Origin of the sequence: Pseudomonas solani (genome assembly GCF_026072635.1) — a bacterium.
GTDB classification, from domain to species: Bacteria; Pseudomonadota; Gammaproteobacteria; order Pseudomonadales; family Pseudomonadaceae; genus Metapseudomonas; species Metapseudomonas solani.
The window spans coordinates 5,951,285-5,970,775 of record NZ_AP023081.1; the positions used below are offsets into that span (position 1 = coordinate 5,951,285).

Annotated in this window: 17 protein-coding genes; 10 read left to right on the top strand and 7 right to left on the bottom strand. The window is 68.2% G+C overall.

Going from position 1 to position 19,491, the window contains the following annotated elements:
- The first annotated feature begins 87 nt into the window (after nt 1-87).
- The 4 genes from PSm6_RS26900 to PSm6_RS26915 all read left to right on the top strand — a co-directional run bounded on the left by PSm6_RS26900 (nt 88) and on the right by PSm6_RS26915 (nt 4,319).
- Complete coding sequence (locus PSm6_RS26900; RefSeq protein WP_043246588.1) at nt 88-1,071, top strand: response regulator transcription factor; 984 nt, start codon at nt 88-90, stop codon at nt 1,069-1,071.
- A gap of 83 nt (nt 1,072-1,154) precedes the next feature.
- Nucleotides 1,155-2,024, top strand: coding sequence for a transporter (locus tag PSm6_RS26905; protein ID WP_184489916.1), 870 nt, complete (start codon nt 1,155-1,157; stop codon nt 2,022-2,024).
- Nucleotides 2,014-3,213 (top strand): MFS transporter, encoded by a 1,200-nt coding sequence (locus PSm6_RS26910; RefSeq protein ID WP_052351448.1) that lies wholly within the window; start codon nt 2,014-2,016, stop codon nt 3,211-3,213. Before PSm6_RS26905 ends, PSm6_RS26910 begins: the two co-directional genes overlap by 11 nt.
- On the top strand, nt 3,210-4,319 hold the full coding sequence (locus PSm6_RS26915) for a histone deacetylase-like amidohydrolase (RefSeq protein ID WP_021221104.1): 1,110 nt from the start codon (nt 3,210-3,212) through the stop codon (nt 4,317-4,319). The genes PSm6_RS26910 and PSm6_RS26915 overlap by 4 nt, the downstream gene beginning before the upstream one ends.
- Nucleotides 4,320-4,339: 20 nt before the next feature.
- On the opposite strand, the gene feaR is transcribed toward PSm6_RS26915, so the two are convergent.
- On the bottom strand, nt 4,340-5,293 hold the full coding sequence (feaR, locus tag PSm6_RS26920; RefSeq protein WP_043246592.1) for a transcriptional regulator FeaR: 954 nt from the start codon (nt 5,291-5,293) through the stop codon (nt 4,340-4,342).
- A 437-nt stretch (nt 5,294-5,730) separates the two neighbouring features.
- On the opposite strand from feaR, the gene PSm6_RS26925 reads away from it, so the two are divergent.
- Complete coding sequence (locus tag PSm6_RS26925; RefSeq protein ID WP_265168767.1) at nt 5,731-6,006, top strand: hypothetical protein; 276 nt, start codon at nt 5,731-5,733, stop codon at nt 6,004-6,006.
- A 28-nt stretch (nt 6,007-6,034) separates the two neighbouring features.
- Nucleotides 6,035-6,301 (top strand): helix-turn-helix domain-containing protein, encoded by a 267-nt coding sequence (locus PSm6_RS26930; protein WP_265168768.1) that lies wholly within the window; start codon nt 6,035-6,037, stop codon nt 6,299-6,301.
- Between the two features lie 53 nt (nt 6,302-6,354).
- Here the strand turns inward: PSm6_RS26930 and PSm6_RS26935 are convergent, their stop codons facing one another.
- Complete coding sequence (locus PSm6_RS26935; protein WP_184489911.1) at nt 6,355-6,528, bottom strand: hypothetical protein; 174 nt, start codon at nt 6,526-6,528, stop codon at nt 6,355-6,357.
- 133 nt (nt 6,529-6,661) lie between these two features.
- On the opposite strand from PSm6_RS26935, the gene PSm6_RS26940 reads away from it, so the two are divergent.
- Entirely contained in the window at nt 6,662-7,627 is a 966-nt protein-coding gene (locus PSm6_RS26940) for an ATPase (RefSeq protein ID WP_265168769.1), read from the top strand.
- 6 nt (nt 7,628-7,633) lie between these two features.
- On the opposite strand, the gene PSm6_RS26945 is transcribed toward PSm6_RS26940, so the two are convergent.
- Both PSm6_RS26945 and PSm6_RS26950 read right to left on the bottom strand, forming a co-directional pair.
- The gene (locus PSm6_RS26945) at nt 7,634-8,215 is read right to left on the bottom strand and encodes a DUF3156 family protein (protein ID WP_265168770.1); all 582 of its coding nucleotides are present in this window, start codon (nt 8,213-8,215) and stop codon (nt 7,634-7,636) included.
- Nucleotides 8,196-9,695, bottom strand: coding sequence for an APC family permease (locus PSm6_RS26950; RefSeq protein WP_184489908.1), 1,500 nt, complete (start codon nt 9,693-9,695; stop codon nt 8,196-8,198). Before PSm6_RS26950 ends, PSm6_RS26945 begins: the two co-directional genes overlap by 20 nt.
- Nucleotides 9,696-10,038: 343 nt before the next feature.
- On the opposite strand from PSm6_RS26950, the gene PSm6_RS26955 reads away from it, so the two are divergent.
- Complete coding sequence (locus PSm6_RS26955; RefSeq protein WP_265168771.1) at nt 10,039-11,367, top strand: alginate export family protein; 1,329 nt, start codon at nt 10,039-10,041, stop codon at nt 11,365-11,367.
- A 909-nt stretch (nt 11,368-12,276) separates the two neighbouring features.
- Nucleotides 12,277-13,773 carry an aldehyde dehydrogenase family protein gene (locus PSm6_RS26960; RefSeq protein WP_201769966.1) on the top strand — a complete coding sequence of 499 codons (1,497 nt, stop codon included), beginning with the start codon at nt 12,277-12,279 and terminating at the stop codon, nt 13,771-13,773.
- A 49-nt stretch (nt 13,774-13,822) separates the two neighbouring features.
- On the opposite strand, the gene PSm6_RS26965 is transcribed toward PSm6_RS26960, so the two are convergent.
- The gene (locus PSm6_RS26965; RefSeq protein ID WP_043244539.1) at nt 13,823-15,502 is read right to left on the bottom strand and encodes an SEL1-like repeat protein; all 1,680 of its coding nucleotides are present in this window, start codon (nt 15,500-15,502) and stop codon (nt 13,823-13,825) included.
- 276 nt (nt 15,503-15,778) lie between these two features.
- Between PSm6_RS26965 and PSm6_RS26970 the strand changes: the two genes are divergently transcribed.
- A complete protein-coding gene (locus tag PSm6_RS26970) occupies nt 15,779-17,842 on the top strand; it encodes a TerD family protein (RefSeq protein WP_043244540.1) in 2,064 nt (687 codons plus the stop codon).
- Nucleotides 17,843-17,860: 18 nt separating this feature from the next.
- On the opposite strand, the gene PSm6_RS26975 is transcribed toward PSm6_RS26970, so the two are convergent.
- Nucleotides 17,861-18,556, bottom strand: coding sequence for a hypothetical protein (locus PSm6_RS26975; RefSeq protein WP_265168773.1), 696 nt, complete (start codon nt 18,554-18,556; stop codon nt 17,861-17,863).
- Nucleotides 18,553-19,467: a hypothetical protein gene (locus tag PSm6_RS26980; RefSeq protein WP_265168774.1), complete on the bottom strand. Its 915-nt coding sequence runs from the start codon at nt 19,465-19,467 to the stop codon at nt 18,553-18,555. Before PSm6_RS26980 ends, PSm6_RS26975 begins: the two co-directional genes overlap by 4 nt.
- Nucleotides 19,468-19,491: the final 24 nt, after the last annotated feature.

The window sequence follows — 19,491 nt, forward strand, 5'->3', positions numbered from 1 at the left end:
GTCGTACAGACACCGGCCACCCACTGATGACTGAGAGCCGCTCGCCGGCTCCGACAAAAACAACAAAGTCGCAGACAGGTACCTCCCATGAGCCAGATCGACGAACACCTCATCACCCCCCGCCGTTTCGCCGCCTTCAACGCCTGCGTGCTGGAGCTGCAACGACTGGCCCAGGAACAACCCCTCGCCCGTTTCCATCGCCACGCCCTGCAACGCCTGCAGGCGCTGCTGGCTTTCGACAAGGCCTGGTGGGGGCACGCGGCGATGGTCGCCGACCTGCCGGAGGAACACAGCTCCCAGGTGTTCGGCCTGCCCGCCAGCTACGTGGAGGACTGGCAGTCGATCCGTGAGCAGGACATCACCGTCGGCCTGGTGCAGTCGCAACCCGGGCGCTCGGTGATCGTCGACAGCCAGGCCGAAGACACCCCCGCCGGGCTGCGCTGGCTGGGGCGCAAGCACGGCTTCGGTGAATTCCTCTGCGTGATCCACATCGACCCGAAAACCCAGCTCAGCGTGCACCTGACGCTCTACCGCCGCCCGGGCGCGCCGCGCTTCGGCGAGGAGGAGCGCTTCCTCCTCGACCAGGTGATGCCGCACCTGGTGGCCGCCGAGGGCGCCAACCAGATCCGCGCCCTCGTGGCCCTGCGTGAAACCCTGGACGGGCCCAACACCCTGGCGCTGGCCGTGTGCGACCGCCAGCGCACCCTGCACTACGCCGAGCACGGCTTCGTCGAACGCCTGCTGCTGGAATGGCCACGCTGGAGCGGCCCGCGCCTGCCCGAGGCGGTGGACGCCGCCGGCTACCGGGGCCAGCACCTGCAGCTGGACGCCACCGAAGTCGGCGACCTGCTCCTGCTCAGCGCCCGCCTGCGCCCCGCCCTGGCGCAACTGAGCGCCCGGGAAACCGACGTCGCCGAACGCTTCGGCGGCGGCAGTACCTACAAGGAAATCGCCCGCGACCTGGGCCTGGCGCCGAACACCGTGCGCCATCACATCCGCAGCATCTACGACAAGCTCGGCATCAACGGCAAGGCGGGCATCGCCCACCTGCTGCACCACACCTCGAACTAAACCCACCCGCTCCCTCCACCTGCCCCGAAGACGGCGGGACGGGGAGCCTTTGCCTGCACCTACCCGCCAGAGGAACCCTGCACATGCACAGCCGCTACACGCTTCCGCTTGCCCTCGCCGCCGCCCTTGCCGCTTCCAGCGCGCAGGCCGCCGACCTCAATGCCCGCGACTTCGTCTCGGCACCGGTGGGCACCGTGCTCGGTGTCGGCTACCTGCCGCTGACCCGTGCCAACGACTACCACGGCGCGGGCGACAGCACGGGCAAGGCCGACCTCGCAGTCAACGCCTTCGCCTGGCGCCAGCTGATCTTCACCGACATCTGCGGCACCCTGTGCACCCCGCAGTTCATCGTCCCCTACGTGGACGTCGACATCCGTGCGCCAGGCGCCGCCAGCCGCAGCAGCGAACGCGGCCTGGGCGACCCGCAGGTGGGCGGCACGCTGTTCTTCATCAACGACCCGCAATCGCGCACCTACAGCGGCCTGCTGACCATGCTCACGGTGCCGGTGGGCGAGTACCACGGGCGCAACCCGGACGCCTCCCCCGGCGCCAACCGCTGGGCCCTGCACCTCAACTACAACTACACCCAGGGCGTCGGCGAGAACTGGATCCTGGAGGCCAACCTCGAAGCCCAGGTCTATGGCAAGAACGACGACTACTTCGGCCAGGACCTGGAGCAGAAGCCGCTTTACCGCCTGCAGGCCTTCGCCTCCTACGACTTCACCCCCAGCACCTACGGCGCCCTGCGCCTGATCCACGCCGACGGCGGCGAGCTGGAATTCAACGGCCGCACCCTCGACGACACCCACCAGCGCTACACCCAGCTCGGCTTCGAAGTGGGCCACTGGCTGGACCGGCGCAACCAGGTGCTGCTGGGCCTGACGCGCAACGTCGCCACCGAGAACGCCTTCGAGCAGAACAACCTGCTGCTGCGCTTCGTCCATGTCTTCTGAGGGCCACGCCATGACCACCGCCGTTTCCGCGGGGCTGCCCCGCACCCGCCTGCTGGCCATCGTGCTGTTCGCCGCCATCGTCCCCTGCGTGCTGATGGCCGCGCCGGCCATCGCCACCCAGTACGCCCTCCAGCTCGGCCTCGGCCCGGCGCAGATCGGCCAGCTGTTCTCCGCCGAGCTGGCCGCCATGAGCCTGGCCACCCTGCCCGCCTACCTCTGGCAGCCGCGCCTGGACTGGCGGCGGGTGGCGCGCGGCGCAGCCCTGCTGTTCATCGTCGCCAACCTGGCGTCGGCCTGGGCGAGCGCCTTCCACCCGCTGATGGCCCTGCGCGTGGTCAGCGCCCTGGCCGGCGGCACGCTGATGGTGCTGTGCATCGCCAGCGCGGCGCAGAGCCAGGACCGCGACCGCGTGTACGGGCTCTGGGTCATGGGCCAGTTGGTGCTCGGCGCCATCGGCCTGTGGCTGCTGCCGCCGCTGTTCGAGCGTTTCGGCCTGCAGGCGCTGTACCTCGGCCTGGCCCTGCTGATGCTGCTGTGCCTGCCGCTGGCGGGCAGCTTCCAGGGCGTCACCCCGGCCACCCGCACGCTTGAGCGGGCATCCGGTGGCATCGGCTGGCGGGCGTTGCTGGCGCTGTTCGCCGTACTGGCCTTCTACGTCGGCCTCAGCGGCGTGTGGACCTTCATCGGCAGCATCGCCGGTGCTGCGGCCATCGACCCGGCCAGCAGCGGGCGCATCCTCGCCGTCGCCACCCTGCTGGGCATCGCCGGTTCGGCCTGCGCCGCGCTGATCGGCAAGCGCTGGCCGCGCGGGGCGATGCTGCTGCTCGGCTACGCCCTGATGACCGGTGCGGTGCTGCTCCTGCTCGACCAACCGGGCCTCGCGCGCTTCGCCACGGCGGCCCTGGTGTTCAAGTACACCTGGACCTTCGCCCTGCCCTTCATCCTCGCCTGCCTGGCCGACCTGGACCGCGACGGCAGGTTGATGAACACCACCAACCTGCTGATCGGCGGTGGCCTCGCCCTCGGCCCCGCCATCGCCGGCCCGCTGCTGGAAAGCAGCGTCGGCATGCGCGGCGTGCTGCTGCTCAGTGCCACCTGCCTGCTGCTGTCCTTCGCCGCACTCAGCCTCGCCCGCCTGCAAAGCGGCGCGCCGTCCCCTTCCCTCGACAACACCGGAGCCAATCCATGAGCCGCCGTACCGCCTTCTTCTCCGATGAACTCTGCTTCTGGCACAGCGCCGGCATGCACGCCCTGACCCTGCCCGTGGGCGGCTGGGTGCAACCGCCGGCCGCCACCGGCTTCGCCGAGTCCCCCGAAACCAAGCGCCGGCTGAAAAGCCTGCTGGATGTCTCCGGCCTGTCCCGCCAGTTGCTGCAACGCAGTGCGGAGCCGGCCACGGACGAAGATCTGCTGCGCGTCCACCCGGCCCACTACCTGCAACGCTTCAAGGCCCTGAGCGACGCCGGTGGCGGCGAGCTGGGCAGCGAGGCGCCCATCGGCCCCGGCAGTTACGAGATCGCCAAGCTCTCCGCCGGCCTGGCCATCGCCGCGGTCGACTGCGTCATGCGGGGCGAGGCGGACAACGCCTACTCGCTGTCGCGCCCGCCGGGCCACCACTGCCTCGCCGACCAGGCCATGGGCTTCTGCTTCCTCGCCAACATCGCCATCGCCATCGAGGCGGCCCGGGCCCGCCACGGCCTGCGACGGGTGGCGGTGATCGACTGGGACGTGCACCACGGCAACGGCACCCAATCGATCTACGAGGAAGACGGCGAGGTGCTGACCGTTTCCCTGCACCAGGAGAACTGCTACCCGCCGGGCTACAGCGGTCTGGAGGATCGCGGGCGCGGCGCCGGCCTGGGCAGCAACATCAACATCCCCCTGCCCGCCGGCAGCGGCCACGACGCCTACCTGCAGGCCATGCGCCGCATCGTCTTGCCGGCGCTGGAGCGCTTCCGCCCGGAGCTGATCGTGGTCGCCTGCGGCTACGACGCCAACGCCGTGGACCCGCTGGCGCGCATGCTGCTGCACAGCGACTCGTTCCGCGGGATGACGGCGCTGTTGCGTGAAGCGGCGGAGGGGCTGTGCGGCGGGCGCCTGGTGCTGGTGCACGAGGGTGGCTACGCGGAGGCCTACGTGCCCTTCTGCGGGCTCGCGGTGATGGAGGAGCTGTCTGGGGTGCGTACCGCCGTGGAAGACCCGATGCTGGCCTTCATCCAGCTGCAGCAGCCCGGCGAGGCCTTCGCCGGCTTCCTGCATGACCAGGTGGAGCACCTGGCCACGCAACTGGGCTAGGAAGATGAATGGAGCCGCCGTCAAAAGCCGGCGGCGGCCTCCATCAACGCGCCGGCCCGGAAGTCCTTGGGCGAGCGCTCGAAGTGCTTCTTGAACGACCGGCTGAAATGCGCCGAATCGGTAAAGCCCCACTTGTAGGCGATCGAGGTGATGGACTCGCCCCGGAGGATGGGGTTGGCCAGGTCATCGGCGCTGCGCTGCAGGCGCGAGCGCTGGATATAGCGGCAGACGCTGTCGCCCTGCTCCTCGAACAGCCGGTACAGGTGGCGGACCGAGATATCCAGGCGGTTGGCCAGGGCCAGCGGCGTGAGGTTGGGCTGGGACAGCGACTCGTCGATGATCTTCTGCACATAGCTGCGCAGGTTGGCGCCTTGCAGGGAATCGCAGTTGCCGGCCTCCACGCGATCCTGGCCCAGCGCCGGCTCCAGCAGGGAGATGAAGGCGTTCTCCAGGGCCTCGATCTCGTCATCGTCCGAACCCGCCTGTTCGCGGCACAGCTGGTCCATCAGCAGGTGCAGCATCTTGCCGCTGGCGCGGGTCGAGGAAATCTTGCCGAACTTGGCCTGCTTGGACTTGAACGCGCGCTCCACCGCCTCGCGCGGCAGGTGCAGGGAGGCGTGGTCGATCAGGCCGAAGGGGGTGATCTCGCAGGCGCCCACCGAATCCATCAGCAGCAGCTCGCCCGGCGCCAGGTCGATGCTCACACCGCCCTGCGCCACCCGGGAAAAGCCGCTGCGCTGGCTGATCAGGAAGCAGTGGCGGTCGTCATCGCGATCGGCCTTGAGGGAAGAACGGGAAATAAGCCCGGCATTGGTGCGCAGGTGCGCCATGGTGAGGCCGGAATGGCATTGCGCGGAGATCTCGCCGATGAACAGCGAACGGCTGGTAGCCAGTTGGGTTTCGAACCTGCCGCAGATGTTCTGCAGCGACTTTTGCCAGTCTTCCAGACCGCCACGGGCTTCTTGAGCACGCATACGAACCTCCGGAGTTATCTTGTTTTTGTTGCGAGATTGTTAACATGTTATCTATGCGAGCGCAACAAGGACTCGATGGCGTCCGAAGATGCAGTTTCGGTGCCAGACACACCGGCTGGCACGGATTGCCCGAGGCTGAGCGGCTGCCTGTCAACGCGACTCCCGGGGCCTCTTCGAATGAATGCTGGCAACGGGCTAAATCGCACGAGCCCTCTTTCGTGTTGAGTCATGCAAGGCATGATCGACACACCGCGCCGAAACACGTGAATGCCTCCATACAGTCAGGAAGAACATGAAAACGAAGGAAGTGAAGCTCCACCGAGATGACCACTGGCGGGTGGAGCTCGACGAACTGCTCTCAAGGATTCCCGACAACGATCTCGACTGGCATCTGCTCGAATATGACGGGGGTGGGGAAATTCCCGATCAAAAGCTCGATGACCGAGTTCTGCGACTACCTGGAGTCGTTGCCGTATGGAATGAAGTTCGACTGGCGTGGGATCAGGGATTTCGCTGCAGGTCTGGACTCCACCAATGACTGTTTGCTGGTGGCCATCAGCAAGAACGGCCGCATCGACGCTGCACGCCTTGCAGAGGACGACTACAGCCACTGCGAAATTGCCCTGAGGGCATTCGACAGCTCAACGTGGACACTCTGCGCAGCCGACCATAAGGTGTTCGAACACTTGGTTGGCAAGGCCGAACGTGGTTGAGCCGCACAGAGAAAAAGGAGCCGGATTGATGCTTTCCTCTACGCAACCCGCATCCTTGGATACCCACGAGGAACAGGTCCCCAACGAAGTCGTCGGCCATATGGTCAAGGATGGCCTCACCCCCATCGCCGCCTGGCGCCGACACCTGGGGCTTTCCCAGGCGGAAGTGGCCGCGCGCATCGGTATCAGCCAACCGGCCTATGCCCAGCAGGAACAGGCCGCCAAGCCACGCAAGGCCACCCGCGAGAAGGTCGCTGGCGCCCTCGGCATCGCACCGCAGTTGCTGGATCGCTGAAACGAAAAGCCCCGGCACTCTGGCCGGGGCTTCTTTTGCGTTCTCGCCCTACCTCAGCGGGCCAGCACCGCCAGCACGATGACCAGCAATACGATGCCGCCGGCAATCACCAGGGCCTGGATGCCCGAGCGTTCCTTGCGGGCGCCCCGGGTCTTCTTCGGGTGATGGGTGCCCATGCCCGGCTTGAAGCCGGTGGCCCTGGGCCCTTTCAGTTTGTGCGATGCCATGACTCACTCCTTGTTGAATGCCGACATGCCGAGAACCTAACACCCGCCCGCCGCCCACTCCAAGCCCCCGTTTGCCGCCATAGCGCCAGCCTGCATAATCCCGCCTCATGCCCCCAGCCAGGGAACCGCCCGGATGCCCACCAAAGCCCCGATCACCCGTGCCTACTGCGTCCAGCTGGACGAGGTGCTGTCCATCGCCGAAGCGCGCCGGGCGTTCTTCTCCCTGCCCGAGCCGCGCAGCCGTTTCGACTTCCTCTGCTCCAGCGAGGCCTGCCGCGCGCTAGGCACCAAGGTCACCGCGGCGAACTACGACAAGCAGCCGAACGAGACTTACAAGGCCGCGCACTTCCGCGAGAACCCGCACTCCAGCCACGCGCCCGACTGCGAATGGATGGCCGACGAGGAGGACGAGGACGCCGACGGCAAGCTGCCCGGCGAGAGCGAGGCCGAGGCCCGGCAGCGCCACGCCCGGCGCAAGTTGCATGACTACATCGACGTGTTCGAGCCCCCGGTCGAACGGGCCAGGCCCAGCGCCGACAAGCCCGAAATGCCAACCGCCCCCACGCGCAAGCCCACCGGCACTCCCGATGAAGCCCCGGCACCGCGCAACGAGAAGAAATCGGCCAACCAGCGCACCAGCAGCCTGGAGCGCCTGGTGGAGTGCTACCGGCAAGCGCGGCTGGAGCTTGGCGACGACGAGTTCAAGGCCATGCGCCTGCGCGTGGTGGGCGAAGGCGAGATGCCCCTGGGCGCGTACTTCAAGGCGATCAAGTACGCCAAGCTGGGCAACGCCAACCGGGTGTTGCAGGGTGGCGCGCTGCTGGTGGACCGCTACGGCAGCGGCTTCAAGTTGAAGTTCTACGACCGCATCGATAACAAGCCGGTGTTCCTCTACATCTCCAAGGAGCAAATGGACGCTTACCGCTTCAAGGGCTACCTGGATGGCTTGCTGAGGGAAGAGGTGGACTACTTCCGGGTCTTCGCCATGGGTGAGCTGGCACTGTCCCCCAGCGGCAAGAGCCTGGACCTCAGGGTCGCCGACCTGCGCCAGCTGGTGCTGATCCCGGGCATCAAGAAGGCCCCCGCGACGGAGGCCTGACGCCACTCAAAAGCCCGCCAGCACCCGAGCCAGCGCCGGCAGCGCATTCAGCAGGTGGGCCTGCTGCGCGTCGTCGAGGCGGATGTAGCGACGGAACGCCGGCATGCGGTTGACCACCTCGCTGGCGCCCATGTGTTCCAGCAGCACCCGCCAGTGGCCGTCCTCGCGTTCGATGCGCAGGCGCTTGAAGTCCAGGGGCATCAGCGCGGCCCGCAAGGCCGGGTCACTCTCCAGCGCGGCGATCACGCCAGCCAGCTCGGCCGCCTCCCCGGCGCGCCGGGTGCAGGCCAGGCCCTGGCGGCGGATGGCGCCGGTGTGACGCAGCTCCAGCTTCACCACGCCCTGCCCGCATGACGGCACCTGCAGGCTGAACTCGGTGAGCACCAGGTGCATCAGCAGTTCCGACTGGGTGCGCTCGCGGGCCTCCACCTGCAGGCCGTCGTCCAGGGTAAAGCGCCCCTGGCCTGGCTCCAGCGCCTCGAAACCGAGGCCGCCGAGGTTGCGCCGCACCAGGGCCAGGGTCGCCCCCGGCCGGTAGCCGGAGGGCGCACGGGTGTTGCCGAAGAACTCACGCAGTGCGGGAAGCATGGCCATAGCTCTCGCTGGGGTGGATGCCCGGCTCATTGGCGAATTCCTTCTCCAGCACCTCTTCCACCGGCACCGGGCGGAACGGGTTGACCTTCTGCACCACCACCGTCCAGAACAGCGCGTAGGCGGCGGTGAGGCCGAGCATCACGGCGAAGGGGCCGTAGATGTCCTTGGGGTTCATGCCCGGCGGGGTGATGAACCACATGCCCAGCAGGATGCCGACGCTGGAGATGATCTGCGGCAGCGGGAAGAACGGCGACTTATAGGCACGCGGCAGGTCCGGGCGGCGGATGCGCAGGATCACCACAGAGATCGTCACCAGCAGGTAGGCGGTGCTCCAGGCGCAGACGGCGGCCAGCACCAGGTGGAAGATGTTGTCGGTGTTGCCACCCAGCCAGGCAGCGTGCAGGCAGGGGATCAGCACGGCCACGGCGATGCACAGCAGCGGCGTCTTGTAGCGCGGGTGCAGGTAGGCGAAGACCTTCGGCAGCGCGCCGTCCACGGCCATGCCGTACATGATGCGCGGCACGCCGGCCATCAGGGTGTTGATGGTGGCGGCGCCGGCGAAGAGGAAGCCGATACCCAGCCAGATCGGGCCGATATCGCCCATCACCTGCTGGGCGAACTGCGGGATGGCCATGGGCGTATCCAGCAGGTGCACGCCGGTGGCCTCGTCGAGCAGCACGTTCTCCACCTGGCGCTTCATCGCCGCGCCGTAGATGAACATGCAGGAGGCCACACCGAACAGCCCGAGCGCCATGGCGCGGGGCATGGTGCGCGCGGAGTTGCGCAGGTCCGGCGCCAGGGGCGTGACGAACTCGCAACCGACGAACATGAACATCGCCATGCCCACCAGGGACAGGATGGTCACCAGGTCGGTGCCCACCATCGAAGTGCCGAACCAGCCGTCCAGCTGCACGGCGGGCGCGGCGATCAGGCCGGCCACGCCGAACACCATCAGCGTCGTCCACATGCCGAAGGTGAGGATCACCTCGGCCTTGCCGAACACACTGACGCCGAAGCCGTTGAGGATGCCGAAGACGATGACGAAGCCCACCCCCAGCAGCCAGGAACCGCCGGCCGACTCGGCCAGGGTGTTGAGGTGCTCGAAGTTAACCAGGGCCATGACCCCGGCCAGGATGGTTTCCGCCGTGCCGGCGAACACATGCACGATCAGGTAGGCAGCGATGGTGCCGGTGATGGCGAAGAAGCGCCCCATGCCACAGGCGATGTAGTCGTAGACCGAGCCCGTGGTGGGCAGGATCGACGCCGCCTCGGCGAAGGTGGTGGACTGCGCCAGCATCATCACCATGGCGATCAGCATGGCCACGGCGAAGGCGCTGCCGCCGATGCCGAAGCCCATGGTGGCGGTAAGGATCACCGGGCTGGCCATGATCAGGCCGATGGTGCTGGCCAGCGCGGTGGGGAACCCCACCGAGCCTCGATTCAGGTGTGCGGTGAGCTTGGCGTTGATCGACATCGTCAGGGCCCTCGAATGCATTGTTCTTGTTTATCGTTATCCGGCCGGGGTGGCCGGTGCGGTCGTAGCCGCAGGTTCCCCACCACTGTGCGCCCGCCCTCCCCGGGCGTCTTGCCCCTGCCTGCCGCTGCTCTTGTTGCAGCCTGACATCCCCGCGCCGCGCCGCTTCCAGCCTGGCCGCCGCGTGCAAACCGGCTGGCAGCCTCGAACAAGACTCGCCCCCACCACGCCCTCGTTAATAGCCGTCGCCGCGCCGGGCGCCTCCGCGCTCCCCCGGGCGGCATGCCAACTCACAGGGCGTTGCCCCGGACGTACAACACAGAAGAATACGAGGGAGAGAACCATGAGGAAAACGCTCCGTTTGCAGCCGCTGGCCAGTGCCGTCGCCCTGGGCACCGCGCTGCTGGCCGCCATTCCGAACGTCGGCGCCTACGAACTCTACGCCGATGACGACAGCCACCTGAACGCCGACTTCCTCGCCGTCTACGGCTGGATGAACAGCCGCAAGAACTACGACGGCACCGCCGGCGGCTCCACCTGGACCGAAGGCTTCGTCAAGTACGGCCTCAGCGGCGACCAGGGCCTGGCCGGCAACGGCACCGCCTACGGCGCGCTGAACTGGGTCAGCTCCGCCACCTGGCGCGATGGCGACCCGGGCGGCAACACCCTGGGCAACGAGCGCACCACCAAGATCGAGGAGGCCTACCTGGGCTGGCGCTCCGCCAACCTGTTCCCGGCCCTGGGCGAGGACGGTGTCGATGTCTCCTTCGGCCGCCAGGTGCTGAAGATCGGCACCGGTTTCCTCATCAACGACGACGGCCCCAACCTCGGCAACGGCCCGGCGGACGGCCACCTCAACCGTGGCGGTGCCTACTACAACGCCGCCCGCCACGCCTTCGACCGCACCGCCGTGCTGCGCCTGGGCGGCAAGGATGGCCTGCACGGCAGCGCCTTCTGGCTGAAGTCCGACAACCGCGCCCAGGCCGAAACCGAGCTGGCCGCCGGCACCCTGGAATACACCGCAGCCCCCGGCACCCTGGGGCTGACCTGGATCCACGGCCTCGACGTCACCGATGAATGGGCCAGCGACTTCCAGCAGCAGCGCGACGGCATGGACATCTACAGCCTGCGCGGCGAAGGCGATGCCGGCATCGAGAACGCCAGCTTCGGCTTCGAATACGCAGTGCAGGACAAGGACGCCGGCAACGAGCGCGCCTGGTACCTGGAAAGCGGCTACACCTTCGCCGACATCGCCTGGGCACCCAAGCTGACCTACCGCTACAGCCGCTATTCCGAAGGCTGGGACAGCCTCTTCAACGGCTTCGCCAGCGGCTACGGCACCTGGTTCCAGGGCGAGGTGGCCTCCAACTACGCCGGCCCCTTCAACAGCAACACCGGCATCCACCATGTCGGCCTCAAGGCCAAGCCGCTGGAGAACCTCACCCTCGGCGTCCTCTACTTCGACTTCAACACCCTGCAGCGCCGCGACGCCCTCAACCTCGACGCCCGCGAGCTGGACATCTACCTGGAATGGGCAGTGACCGAGCACCTGCTGGTCAGCCCGCTGGTGGGCCTCTACCAGCCCGACCGCGACGCCAGCAACGGCGGCAACCAGGTGGGCGGCGACGGTACCAACGTCTACAGCCAGGTGACCATGGCCCTGGCCTTCTGATCCACCCGCTTTGAAGGGCCGGACCGGGCACGGATCGTCAGGCCGCCCTTCCTTTTCCACCCCCGCACCCGCACACCACGCTCCCGCAGACCCGTAGGATGGCGTAGAGCGAAGCGAAACCCATCGATCCGAGGTCCCATCACACACCGTGATTATTGGCCGCCCCGGCAGCATGGGTTTCGCACAGCTCTACCCATCCTACGAATTGATCCCCCCCTTTGAAGGGCCGGACCGGGCACGGATCGCCAGGCCGCCCTTCCTTTTCCACCCCGCCCCCACGCTCACGTACCCCCGTAGGATGGCGTAGAGCGAAGCGAAACCCATCGATCCGGGGCCCCGTCACACACCGTGATTATTGACCGCCCCGGCAGCATGGGTTTCGCACAGCTCTACCCATCCTACGAATTGATCCACCCCTTTGAAGGGCCGGGCCCGGCACGGATCGCCAGGCCGCCCTTCCTTTTCCACCCCCGCACCCCACGCTCACGTACCCCCGTAGGATGGCGTAGAGCGAAGCGAAACCCATCGATCCGAGGCCCCGTCACACACCGTGATTATTGGCCGCCCCGGCAGCATGGGTTTCGCACAGCTCTACCCACCCTACCCAAGCCTTCCCACCAAATCGCAGGCAAAAAAAACCGCCGATGACCAGAACGGCGGTAAAGCGTGGAGCACGGAGCAATCAATAACCGACGCCCAGCAAAGGCGACGGGATGACTATCCGCCCTTCCCCTTCTTACGGCTTGTCCGCTGCTGCCAGATCGTTGCGCCTGCGTGACAGGCCGCCTCACTGCACGCTGGGTCATGTTCGCGTGGCAGGCAGAGTCAAGCCCTGGCCAGGGCCCGACCCTAAGCTGGGGCACGCCCTACGCGGGCGAACCCTCCCGCTGCCCGAACCAGGAGCCGATCGTGTCCAATGCCCTGATCAACACCCTTCCCAGCGTCGACGCCTTCGTCGACCGCACCCACGCCTCGTTCATCGACGGCCAACAACACCAGCCCGCCCAGGGCACCCAGCGCGAGGTGCACAACCCCGCCAGCGGCGCGGCGCTCTCGCGCATCCTGCAGGCCGACGCGCCGCAGGTGGATGCCGTGGTCGCCTCCGCCCACCGCACCTTCCGCTCGGGCGTCTGGAGCGGCCTGGCCCCCGCCGAGCGCGAGCGCGTGCTGCTGCGCTTCGCCGACCTGGTGGAAGCCCATGGCGAGGAATTGGCGCAACTGGAAACCCTCAACCAGGGCAAGTCCATCCACCTCGCCCGCGCGGTGGAGGTCGGCGCCTCGGTCAACTACATGCGCTACATGGCCGGCTGGGCCACCAAGATCGAAGGGCAGACGCTGGATGTGTCCATCCCCGTGCCGGCCCAGGCGCGCTTCAACGCCTACACCCGCCGCGAGCCGGCCGGGGTGATCGCCGGCATCGTGCCGTGGAACTTCCCGATGATGATCGCCCTGTGGAAGGTGATGCCGGCCCTGGCCTGCGGCTGCACCATCATCATCAAGCCGGCGGACGAAACCCCGCTCACCGCCCTGCGCCTGGCCGAGCTGGCGATCCAGGCCGGCATCCCGGCGGGCGCCTTCAACGTGCTGGTCGGCGGTGCCGATGCCGGCGCCGCGCTGGTGGCCCACCCGCTGGTGAACAAGGTGTCCTTCACCGGCTCCACCGCCGTGGGCAAGCAGGTGGGCCGCGCGGCGCTGGACAACATGACCCGCTTCACCCTGGAGCTGGGCGGCAAGAACCCCATGCTGGTGCTCGCCGATGCCGATATCGAGCAGGCCGTGGCCGGTGCCATCGGCGGTGGCCTGCTCAACCAGGGCCAGGTCTGCGCGGCGGCCTCGCGCCTCTACGTGCACGCCAGCCGCTACCAGGACTTCGTCGAAGCCCTGACCGCCCAGGTGGCACAACTGAAGGTCGGCGCCGGCATGGACCCGGACGCCCAGGTCAACGCCCTGGTCTCCCGTCGCCAGCAGGCCAGCGTGCTGCGCTACCTGGCCATCGCCCGCGAGGAAGGGGCGCAGTTCTGCACCGGTGGCGGCCAGCCCGACCTGCCCGGCTACTTCGTGCAGCCCACGGTGCTGGGCAAGGTCACCCAGGGGATGACCTCGGTGCGCGAGGAAATCTTCGGCCCGGTGCTCTCGGTGCTGCCCTTCAACGATGTCGACCAGGCCGTGGACATGCTCAACGACAGCCCCTACGGGCTCACCGCGAGCATCTGGAGCAACGACCTGGGCCGGGTGATGGACCTGATACCGCGCATCGAAGCCGGCACCGTCTGGGTCAACAACCACGTCCCGGTGGACCCCAACCTGCCCTTCGGCGGCTACAAGCAGTCCGGCATGGGCCGCGAGTTCGGCAAGGCCGCCATCGAAGGCTTCACCGAGCTGAAGTCGGTGTGCATCACCTACTGATGCACCGCGCCATCGCCCGGCCCGCCATGGCTCGGGCGATGCACCTCGCCTACCCCCGCAGCAACCAGAACAGCGCGAACACCCAGCGCTGCCACCCGGCGTCGGCCGACTTCAGCACCCCCGTGGCAACGCCGTAACGCCAAGCCCAGTGCAGCGCGCGCTTGAGGTCGCGCAACGGGCTTTGCCGGTTGCGGTAGACGTCGATCGCCAGCAGCCCCATGGCATCGACGTTCCCCGCCTCGGCCGCGCGCACCAGGTGCAGCTCCGCCGCCTCCCAGTCGATGGGGTCGGTGCGCAGCGCCAGCTCGCCACAGAAACCGTGCATGAACGCCAGCACCCGCGGGTCGCCCTCCTCGGCGAAGCATTCCAGGTAGACCTCGGCGTGGTTCAACGCCTCCAGCCACAAGCGCTCCGCCGCTTGGGCATCCTCCTCGGCGTCGGCCTGTGCGGCCAGCAACTCCACCAGCGCCCGAGTCGCCGGGCCATGGCCATCCGACGCGGCGGAACGCCACGACACCCGCGCCGCCTCCGGGTCCGCCGGGCAGCCCAACCCATCGCGACGGCAGATGCCCAGCAGGTGCAGCCCCTCGGTATGCACCGCCTGGTTGCGCCCGCTCAGGAGCAGCAGCCGCTCCAGCGCGGCGAAAGCCCGTGCACCGTCCACCGGCCCGGCGTCGGCATCCAGCCACAGGCGCGCCTGCAGCAACAGCAGCGCGTAGACCTCGTCCAGCTGATGATCCAGCGCCTGCGCCCGCTCCACCCAGCCACGCGCCTGCAGCAGCTCGTCCGTGCTGCCGGCCCTCTCGAAGGCGAGCTGCGCCAGCCGCAACCAGGCCGCCGCCGTGGGCTCGGCGGCCCCCTCCAGGCCACAGGCGCGCCGCGCCCAGTCCATGGCCTGGGCCGGGTCATCGGCCAGACGGGACAACGCCAGTGCCGCAGCGGGGTCGCCCGCCTGGTAACGGCGCGCCCATTCCCCAGGGGAAACGGGCGGCGGCGCCGGCTCGTCCAGTTCCAGCTCGTGTTCCGGCTCGTGTTCAGGGCCGGGGTCGAGCGCAATGTCGTGCTCATCGAGCCCGACCGGCAGCGGCTCGGCTTCGGCAGGCGCCTCCAGTTCGGCAAAGGGCACCTGCAACCCGGCGAAATCCTCGAGATGGGCCAGTGCCCGGAACCAGGGGTGGTCCAGCGTATCCAGGCCAAAGGCCCGCACCCACTCGTCGAGGTTCTCGTAATCCAGCACCAGGGTGACGTCATGCAGGTCGACCGTGCCCCCCTGCAACGCCTGCAGGCGCGTGTCGGCGTTCCACTTCCAGAAGCCGATGCGCGAAGCGGTGTTGGCATCGAAGGGGCCGGAAACCGCATCCAGGTCGCCCTGCAGCCACAACGTCTGCAAAGGCCCCTCGCTGGCTTCAGCGGCACGCTGCAGGAAGGCCGCCACCGCGTCCAGGCAAAGCCCGATGGCGGGCACGCGATGGTGCTGGGGGTGACGGCGGATATAGGCGTCGAACTGCGCCCAGTTGTCCTGCGCCGTTTCCAGCGACAGGCGCAGGCCATTGCCGGGCGTCTGCACCTCCACCTGCGCCGGCGTGATCGCCGGCACCACCTCGGCACCCGCCAGCAGCAGGCACCAAAGCGGCGACACGTACGCATCCGTCGCCAGGCAACGGGGCTCGATGCCCTCGCCACCCAGGTAGAGCCAGGCGGCGGAAGGCCGTTCCGATTCCATGTGCATCGCACGTTCCCGGTACAGCGGGCCCGGCCGATCCATGGCCCGCACAAAGGGGCCAATCATGGCGTGAAGCACGGGTGCTCACCAGCCGTGGCACAGAAGAAATCGCCACGATGCGAAAGCGTCGAGCGTTCGCCTGCAAACGGCGATTCATTTTTCCCGCCACCTGCAATATCCTCCACGCCGTGGCTATGGGCGTCCTTCCTTCTACCTCTGAAACTAGGGTGCCCGCTTCCCACCCGCCCACCTCACGGTGGGCTTTTCATTTCAGGGGCAGATGTGAACGGAATCTTCCTGCGCCGCTGCCGCAAGTTCGCGGTCAGCCCCGGTGAAGGCGGCGCCAGCCTGGCCCAGGTGGCCATGGTGCAAAAGGAAACCGAGCAGCTCGGTTTCGTGCTCTCCGAGGCCCTCGCCGAGCGCCTGCTGACCCTCTCGCCGGAGCAGCTCGCCCGGGTGCTGCGCGACCTGCGCCGCCACCTGGCCCCGATGACCGGCGCACACCGTGAACACCGCCCGCTGTTCCCCGACTTCCCGGCCGGCAGCCTGGCCCTGGACGAGGCGCAGCTGTACCAGCGCGCCGTCCTCCACTACCTCACCTTGCAACGCCTGCGCCTGCAGGATCCGAGCCTGCCGGCGCCCCTGCTGCACCACCGCCAGCCGCTGGAGATCGACCTCGGCACCCAGGAAGAATTCGAGCGCATCTGCACCCGCCTGGCCGCCTCGCGCACCTCGCTGTCGGCGGACGACAAGGCCGACCTGCAGTGGTTCGTGCGCCAGTACCGCGACAAGGTGCTGGACCTGCTGCCGGAAGAAATCCCCTTCAAGGAAAACCTCGCGCTGATCGCCGCCTGGCTGCTGCGCTTCGTCCCCGGCGAGCGCGCCGAGCGCTTCGTCGACCAACGCATCGGCACCGCCACCGATGTGTTGCGCCTGGCCGTGGCGCTCTGCGATGGCGATGTCTCCCTGGCCGAGCCCTGCCGCTTCAAGGGCTTCAAGCGTCGCGAACGGCGCCGACTGCTGGCACTGCTGGAAGCCTGCGGCGACCCCACCGAAGACATGCGCCGCTGGCCCGAACGCTGGAAGCGCCTTGGCGAAGGCCTGCACCCCGGCGACTACCGCAGCCAATGCCCGCGTACCTGGCAAGCCTTCCAGGTGTTGCGCGAGGGCCTGCCGTTCAGCGGCTTCAATGGCCAGGTGGAGCGGGACCTGGAAACCGGCCGGGTCGAGGCCGCCAGCCAGCGCCTGGCCACCCGCCCCGGCGAGATGGCCCGGCGCCTGGACCACCTGCTGCGCACCAGCCCGCAGCCGGATGCGGTGCTCAAGCAGTTCGCCGAGGTCGCCCAGCAGGTCGCCACGCCGGTGCTGTTGCAGGCCCTGGCGCAGTTCGAGCATCGCGGGCACGCGCCCCTGCGCACCTTCTTCCCCAAGGGCGATGCCGCCCGTGCCTGGACGCTCCCGGATCGGCGCGCGCCCATCGCCCCCGAGCACCTGGCCGATGCCATCGCGCTGATCCGCGCCACCCTGGTGGCCCGCTTCGCCAGCCGCCCGCCGCTGGGCCGCTGCTACCTGGCACCGGAGCTGGCCGACCGGGTGGTGCCCCTGGCCCAGCGTTCGGCCTCGCGCTCGCTGCGTACCCTGGTGCGCGGCAGCCGCATGCCGCTGCCCGAGTCGCGCTACATCCGCCTGTTCCTCTGGTGGACCAACGGCCACAGCCGCACCGACATCGACCTGTCGACCGCCTTCTTCGATGGCGACTTCGTCTACCGCGACCTGGTGGCCTACTACAACCTGCACGGCTACGGCGGCCACCACAGCGGCGACATCGTCGACGCCCCGCAAGGCGCTGCCGAGTTCATCGACCTCGACCTGCAGCTGCTGCGCGACAAGGGCCTGCGCTTCGTGGTGCCCTGCGTCAACAGCTACACCAACCAGCCGTATTGCGACCTGCCGGAATGCTTCGCCGGCTGGATGGCCCGCAGCGACGTGGACTCCGGCGAAGCCTTCGAGGCGCGCACCGTGGAAGACCGCCTCGACCTCTCCGCCAACCAGCAGACCTGCCTGCCCTTCATCATCGACCTGGAGCAGCGCTGCATCCTCTGGACGGATATCGGCCTGGGCGGCTACCCGCGCTGGAACAACGTCGCCAACAACCTCAGCGGCATTTCGCTGATGCTGCGCGCCATGACCAGCCTCGCCGCCCCGGACCTGCACACCCTGTTCGCGCTGCATGCCGAGGCACGCGGCAGCCGGGTGGACAGGCCCGAGCAGGCCGATACGCTGTTCGGCCTGCGCGAGGGCATCACCCCGTTCGACACCGACCGCATCCGCGCCGAGTTCCTCTGAGCCCGGCGCGGGGCCGCGTCAACGCAACGACTCGAACTGCCCCGTGCCCTCGTCCCAGGCGAAGGCCACGCCCGCGCAGCGGTAGCGCTTGCCCACCCGCAACTGGGTGGCGCCCTGCTCCACCGCCAGCTGCACGGTTTCCACATCCTCGCTGCGGCAACCCGGCAGGCTCAGGGTCTGCACGCGCTTGCCGGTCTTCTTCGCATACACCTCGATGGCCGACGCCGGGCCACCGTCCTTGGCCAGCGGCACCTGGAAGTAGAAGCGTTCGGTGGAGGCCGCCTGCAACACCGCCGTGGTCGCCCCCGGCCAGGCTTCGTCGGAGCGCAGCATGGCCACGTGCTTCATGTGGATGGGCAGGCGCTTGCCGGTGCGGTAGTCGGTCCAGGTGCCATTGAGGGTGGCATCGCGCTTGTAGTAGCCCGAGAAGAACACAAGGATGCGCGCAGCCGGCAGCCCGCCGGCGTCCAGCTCGTCCATGCCGATGCCGTTGTTGGGCTCGTTGTTGCTGAACACCGGTTTGAGGCGGATCGGCGTGCGGTAGCGGTCATAGAAATACACGCCGCGGATGACGCGGTTCTGCTGGAACGTCACCAGGGTGACCGCCTGCTTGCCGAGGGTGCCCTGGTAGACGTCCACGGCACCGGCCAGGCCGGGCCCACACAGGGTCACGAGCAGCGCCAGGCGCAGCCAGGAACGGAACAGGCGGCTCATTGCGCGGCCTCCCCGGCCGCTTCAGCCACCACCCGTTGCCCTGCGTCCAGGCGGTAGAAGCCTGCCTGGAAGGTGCCGGGCCGGAAGCGTTCGCCGCCTTCGGGGCGGTATTCGAAGCGCCCGCGCTGGTGGGCATCGGGGTACAGCGAGCCGCTGCCGGCCATCTCGGTCAGGCCCGCGTGCAGTGCGTAGCGGCCGGACGCCGGGTCGTAGAGGTAGTACTGCACCGTGCCGCTGGTCAGGGCCTGGTCGCTCTCGCGGATGCGCTTGGGCACGAAGGAGAAGTCGATGAAATCGTCATCGTCCAGGTAGGCCAACCGCAGCGTGTCGGTGCCATAGAAGTAGGCATCCAGCCCCTCGATCACCTGCCGCGTCGCGCCGCTGGCCTTGTCGGTGACGGTGATGCGGTCGAAGACCGGCACCTCTTCGTTGGCCGCCTTGCGTGCATGCACGCGGAAGCTCATGCCCTGGCTGGTGCCCTGCTGCAGCAGGTCGGCCTCGTAGACCGCCCTGGAGCCGTCGCGGAACACCAGCTTGCGCTCCAATTGCACCACGCGCTCCTCGCGGGTGCGCAGGTCGATCCAGCGCCCTTGCAGCACCTGCTGGTCGAGGGCGAAGGGCTGCAGCTCGATCGCCGCCGGCGGCAGTGGCGTGCCGTCGCGCAGGTTGATCAGCAGCGGCTCACTGGGGTCATAGGGCGTCGTTTCCAGGGTCAGGTGATCGGCCGCCGCCGAGGTTTCGACGAACCCGGCCATGCCGTCCCAGGCGCTGTCGAACTGGAGGATGACCTCCAGCTGCATATCCCCCGCCGTGCCGCGGTACACCGTGCTGGGCAGGGTATGGGCGCTCGCCGTGGTGGCGACGAACAGGGCCGCCCACGAGGGCAGGTGCTTCCATGCTGAAAGGGCCACGCAGTGCTCCTTGCGAAAAAAGGA

Excerpts from the sequence above, each read along its gene's own strand:
- PSm6_RS26900 (WP_043246588.1), top strand. The coding sequence starts at position 88 with ATGAGCCAGATCGACGAACACCTCATCACCCCCCGCCGTTTCGCCGCC.
- PSm6_RS26905 (WP_184489916.1), top strand. The coding sequence starts at position 1,155 with ATGCACAGCCGCTACACGCTTCCGCTTGCCCTCGCCGCCGCCCTTGCC.
- PSm6_RS26910 (WP_052351448.1), top strand. The coding sequence starts at position 2,014 with ATGTCTTCTGAGGGCCACGCCATGACCACCGCCGTTTCCGCGGGGCTG.
- PSm6_RS26915 (WP_021221104.1), top strand. The coding sequence starts at position 3,210 with ATGAGCCGCCGTACCGCCTTCTTCTCCGATGAACTCTGCTTCTGGCAC.
- feaR (WP_043246592.1), bottom strand. The coding sequence starts at position 5,293 with ATGCGTGCTCAAGAAGCCCGTGGCGGTCTGGAAGACTGGCAAAAGTCG.
- PSm6_RS26925 (WP_265168767.1), top strand. The coding sequence starts at position 5,731 with ATGACCGAGTTCTGCGACTACCTGGAGTCGTTGCCGTATGGAATGAAG.
- PSm6_RS26930 (WP_265168768.1), top strand. The coding sequence starts at position 6,035 with ATGCTTTCCTCTACGCAACCCGCATCCTTGGATACCCACGAGGAACAG.
- PSm6_RS26935 (WP_184489911.1), bottom strand. The coding sequence starts at position 6,528 with ATGGCATCGCACAAACTGAAAGGGCCCAGGGCCACCGGCTTCAAGCCG.
- PSm6_RS26940 (WP_265168769.1), top strand. The coding sequence starts at position 6,662 with ATGCCCACCAAAGCCCCGATCACCCGTGCCTACTGCGTCCAGCTGGAC.
- PSm6_RS26945 (WP_265168770.1), bottom strand. The coding sequence starts at position 8,215 with ATGCTTCCCGCACTGCGTGAGTTCTTCGGCAACACCCGTGCGCCCTCC.
- PSm6_RS26950 (WP_184489908.1), bottom strand. The coding sequence starts at position 9,695 with ATGTCGATCAACGCCAAGCTCACCGCACACCTGAATCGAGGCTCGGTG.
- PSm6_RS26955 (WP_265168771.1), top strand. The coding sequence starts at position 10,039 with ATGAGGAAAACGCTCCGTTTGCAGCCGCTGGCCAGTGCCGTCGCCCTG.
- PSm6_RS26965 (WP_043244539.1), bottom strand. The coding sequence starts at position 15,502 with ATGCACATGGAATCGGAACGGCCTTCCGCCGCCTGGCTCTACCTGGGT.
- PSm6_RS26975 (WP_265168773.1), bottom strand. The coding sequence starts at position 18,556 with ATGAGCCGCCTGTTCCGTTCCTGGCTGCGCCTGGCGCTGCTCGTGACC.